Here is a 3,121-nt window from a genome sequence, read left to right as displayed (position 1 = left end):
TCAATGAGCTGAGGCGGAAACCGGGGGCGCTTGTAGCTGATTGACGATGTCTTCATCAATGTCACCTACAGCCAATGTCAAGCATCAGCAGCCTAACGACAGTTAATGTGGCAACACCGTTAAATCCCACCTAATCGCGTTTTTGACCGATTGACAATCAAGCCTTATGCCGAAACAAATGTCTGCCGCCTTCACCTTTGATAAGGTTGATCGCATCGCGCATGATCTCGTCAATGATCTGTTCTGCAGGTTTCGAGGTTCTTATGATACCCACACCTTCGCCGACAATACCGGGAACGATTGACGGATTTCCGGAATTCTGAGCATCGTTCCAAAGTCGTCTTTGAACATCCAAGCCGGCGTCTAGCGCGGCTTCTCGACCATGCCATTTACTGACAAAATTATTTCGACGTACCCGGATTGAGTATCGGTCCGGCCAAGAATAACCGCGAATGATGTCGGGAACCGAGGTTCGAACGGTTTCATCCCCTGATGCGCGCAAGATGTCACTGAGAATCTGTGGATGGATCAGCGCCTCATCTGCAGCAACAAACCGAGTTCCTATCACAACGCCATCTGCGCCAAGCATCAGGGCCGCAGCCAGACCGCGACCATCGCCGATACCACCGGCGGCGCAAAGTACAGCCGAACTGTTCGATGCGTCAATTTTATCCGCCACTTCGGGCACAAGCGCGATCGTGCCGCGCACCTCGCCGTGGCCACCAGCTTCGGCCCCCTGAGCCACGATGACATCGGCGCCAACCGCAATGGCACGCAGCGCGTCCCGAAGTGTCTGGATTTGGCAGATAAGCGGAACGCCCGTCCGTTTGATCCTGTCGGCAAAGGGTGCAGGATCACCAAAGGACAGAAAGACCGCGGCTGGCCCGCGCTCCAGCACGTAATCGAGCAGAGCGGGCTGCTCTGCCAACTTCCATGTGATCAGACCGCACCCGACAGGGGTGGTTCCGGCTGCATCGAACTGTTGCGCAATCCAGTCCCGATCGCCGTAACCCCCCGCCGACCAACCCAAGCCCGCCCGCCTGCGTCACAGCCGAGGCCAACGACCCACCCGCAACAAACGCCATTGGCGCCTGAATGGTCGGGTGGGACAGGTTCAGGCGCTCGGTCAGCCGGGTTTTCACGTGGCCGTCTTTCGGTAGTCGACAACCGGCAGCCCACCGATGCCCCAGTTGTCCAGATCGACCTCGTCAATCACGACGACTGTGGTTGCCGGGTTTTTGCCCAGCACCTCGTGCAACAGTTCGCTCACTCCGGCGATCAGCTTTGCTTTCTCGCTCTGGCTTGGGCCGGTTCCGTCAGGACCACCTTCACGGGTTACTTTGATATTCACATATGGCATGATTTTAATCCTTCCTTGGAACGTAGGAGAAGACCTTGGTGACAATCCGCCAGTCATTGCCGTGGCGGACAAGGGAAAGGTAATCCAGATAATCGCGCCCCATCATCGACATACGGGCCATGACATGGGCCAGCCTCGGACTGCCGAAGGAGATCTGCAATATCTCTTCATCGCGCGGGTCACCGCGCTTGGCTGGCGGTTCACGCTGATCCACACGGGCCATATAGCTCTCAAGATCCAGATACAGCTCATCCCCTTCGGTGGCGCAGATATACGCCAGTTTCGGGTGAAACACCTGTCTCAGGGCGTTGCTGTCGGCGTGATGAAGGCCCTCGAAATAGGCCTCCATCAATTCGACCACAGCTTTGTGATCGGCCGGGGTCATTGGATCAGCCCTTCGGCGCGCATCGCCGTTTGTGTTGCGGGACGTGCTGCCACCCGCTCGACATAGGCTTTCAGGCTTGGCCAGCCGGACAAATCGATTTCCGTAAAATTTGCCCAGTTCGAGACAACGAAAAGATATGCGTCCGCGACCGAAAACTTTCCGTCCACAAGGTATTCCCGCCCATCGGCCAGTATGTTTTCGACCTGATCGAATTTTGTTTTGACGATACTGCGCGCCTTGGTTTTTTCGGTGTCGGTGGAATCACCCTTGAACAGCGGGCTGAAGGATTTGTGCAGATCGGCCGCCACAAAACTCAGATATTCCTGAACCCGTGTACGGGCCATCGTTCCGTTTGATGGTGCCAGATCAGAGGACGGGTACTTATCAGCAAGATATTGAAGAATAGCGGATCCCTCCCTGACAAGTTCACCGTCGTCCAGCGCAAGCACCGGCACATATCCTCGGGGGTTGATGGATCTAAAATCCGCGCCGGATTCAGTGCGGTCAGCCGCGGTATCAACGGCCTCAGTTTCGAAGGGAGTGCCGATTTCGGTCAGCACGATGTGGCTGGCAAGCGAACATGCGCCCGGTTTGTAGTAGAGTTTCATGGTATTCCTTTCTGGGGATTACTGGTGGCACCATAGACATGGAGAAGGGCATATCCGTTGACAACTAGGTTTCTGATGGTTACTTAAAAAATAGAGTAACCCAGCAGAAACCTGGTAACGCCTCATGGCCCTGAAGATGCGGAAAAACCGAAGCCCGGCGCCACCCGAACCCTGCATGCTGACCGAATGCATGGCTGTGATTGCAGGTGCCTGGGCGCCGAACGTGATCTGGTCGTTGCGGGCCGGGCCACGCCGCTTTAGTGAACTGCGTTCGGATATTCCGCCGATTTCTGCCAAGGTACTTTCGGCCCGTTTGTCGGAACTGGCCGCACGAGGTGTGCTGGTCCGCCATGTCCGGCGCACGTCGCCCCCCTCGACGGAATACAGCCTGACCGAGCTTGGGGCCGAATTGACCCCGGCCCTTGACGCGATTGTTCAGGTCGGCCACCGACTGAAGGCACGACAAAGTAGTCAACAGGGGGCAGATTAAGTGGTCCCGTCTTCTCGGACAGCTTTGCAGCAAATCTAGGGTCAGGATTCATTGGTTTTTGTTGTGCCGCGTGCTTCACAGCTCCGAAAACGGAGCGGTGACATGAGTGGTTTTTTCTGGCTGATCGACGCGCAAATGGCGTGTCTCGAGCCTTTCTTTCTGTGTTGCCACATTAACTGTCGTTAGGCTGCTGATGCCCGACATTGGCTGTAGGTGACATTGATGAAGACATCGTCAATCAGCTACAAGCGTCACCGATTTCCGCCTCAGCTCATCGC

At 56.0% G+C, this 3,121-nt stretch carries 5 protein-coding genes and 1 pseudogene; 1 reads left to right on the top strand and 5 read right to left on the bottom strand.

What is annotated here, in order from left to right:
* Window positions 1-157 precede the first annotated feature (157 nt).
* The 5 genes and pseudogenes from ACR0M9_RS20970 to gstA all read right to left on the bottom strand — a co-directional run bounded on the left by ACR0M9_RS20970 (window position 158) and on the right by gstA (window position 2,353).
* Window positions 158-1,030 carry an NAD(P)H-dependent flavin oxidoreductase gene (locus ACR0M9_RS20970; RefSeq protein WP_480774588.1) on the bottom strand — a complete coding sequence of 291 codons (873 nt, stop codon included), beginning with the start codon at window positions 1,028-1,030 and terminating at the stop codon, window positions 158-160.
* A gap of 37 nt (window positions 1,031-1,067) precedes the next feature.
* A pseudogene (locus tag ACR0M9_RS20965) lies at window positions 1,068-1,142 on the bottom strand (hypothetical protein); the annotation flags it as partial.
* Entirely contained in the window at window positions 1,139-1,360 is a 222-nt protein-coding gene (locus tag ACR0M9_RS20960) for a tautomerase family protein (protein WP_480560863.1), read from the bottom strand. The pseudogene ACR0M9_RS20965 and the gene ACR0M9_RS20960, both read right to left, overlap by 4 nt.
* Before the next feature lie 4 nt (window positions 1,361-1,364).
* Window positions 1,365-1,745, bottom strand: coding sequence for a nuclear transport factor 2 family protein (locus ACR0M9_RS20955; protein ID WP_480774587.1), 381 nt, complete (start codon window positions 1,743-1,745; stop codon window positions 1,365-1,367).
* On the bottom strand, window positions 1,742-2,353 hold the full coding sequence (gene gstA, locus ACR0M9_RS20950; protein WP_480774586.1) for a glutathione transferase GstA: 612 nt from the start codon (window positions 2,351-2,353) through the stop codon (window positions 1,742-1,744). Before gstA ends, ACR0M9_RS20955 begins: the two co-directional genes overlap by 4 nt.
* A gap of 124 nt (window positions 2,354-2,477) precedes the next feature.
* On the opposite strand from gstA, the gene ACR0M9_RS20945 reads away from it, so the two are divergent.
* Complete coding sequence (locus ACR0M9_RS20945; RefSeq protein ID WP_480774585.1) at window positions 2,478-2,843, top strand: winged helix-turn-helix transcriptional regulator; 366 nt, start codon at window positions 2,478-2,480, stop codon at window positions 2,841-2,843.
* The last annotated feature ends 278 nt before the right edge of the window (window positions 2,844-3,121 follow it).

It is taken from the genome of Ruegeria sp. CH2, assembly GCF_056537065.1.
Note: the sequence above shows the minus strand (reverse complement) of the source record. Positions and strands in the feature narration are given on the sequence as shown.